Source organism: Microvirga roseola (genome assembly GCF_020866965.1).
In the GTDB taxonomy this organism is placed as follows: domain Bacteria; phylum Pseudomonadota; class Alphaproteobacteria; order Rhizobiales; family Beijerinckiaceae; genus Microvirga; species Microvirga roseola.
The window spans coordinates 1-729 of sequence record NZ_JAJATX010000178.1 but is presented as its reverse complement, the minus strand read 5'-3'; the positions used below and the strand labels follow the sequence as shown (position 1 = coordinate 729).

The window sequence follows — 729 nt, the reverse complement described above, 5'->3', positions numbered from 1 at the left end:
TTGGCGGCCTGCAAACGCAGATGCTGCAGGAACAGATAGGCGATCAGCGTCAGCAGCGCATGCCGGTGCAGCCCGCGCCAGGAGCGGCCCTCGAAGTGATCGAGCCCGAGTTCCTCTTTGAGCTGCTGGTGCGCCTGCTCGCACACCCAGCGCGCCTTGATCAGAGACGCCAGCCGCTTCAGCGTCGTGTCAGGTGGCAGATTGGAGAGATAATATTTGCGCTCACCCGACGAGCGGTGCTCGCCCACCAGCCAGGCCTCATCCCCAGGCATATGCTGATTGGCATGCCCGCGCAGGTAAACGGCAGGACCGTCGGCAACCCGCACGCGCACGGCGGCAAACTTCGCCCGCAACGCTCCCTTGGTCCCGCGACGCCAGGTCACCTGACGCCAGGACGCCTTCGCCAGGAGGGCCTCGGCCGCGACCGCCTCCTGATCCGGGATGAATCGCGTGCGGGATCGCCCACGTGACGGCGGTGGCGTGATCATCTGCACATCCGCCGGGTAGACCTTCTGAATGCGCACAGTGCCCACGGCCCACAGCAGCCCCAGAGCCGAGAGGGCCTGCCGAAAAGGCGCGCTGATGCCATAGCCAGCATCCGCCACGACTGCCCCGAAGCTCACGCCGGCTTGCCTCACCCGCTGGAGTTCCGCCAGCGCGATCTCCGGCTTCGAGCGCTCCGCCCAGAACGCTTCGGGCACACCCGCGTGCTGCAGGCGCTCGGGATCC

At 67.4% G+C, this 729-nt stretch carries 1 protein-coding gene; it reads right to left on the bottom strand.

Going from position 1 to position 729, the window contains the following annotated elements; genetic code table 11:
- Nucleotides 1-729 (bottom strand): IS701 family transposase (locus tag LG661_RS24750; RefSeq protein WP_230534650.1); only part of this gene is annotated, 729 nt, incomplete at both ends.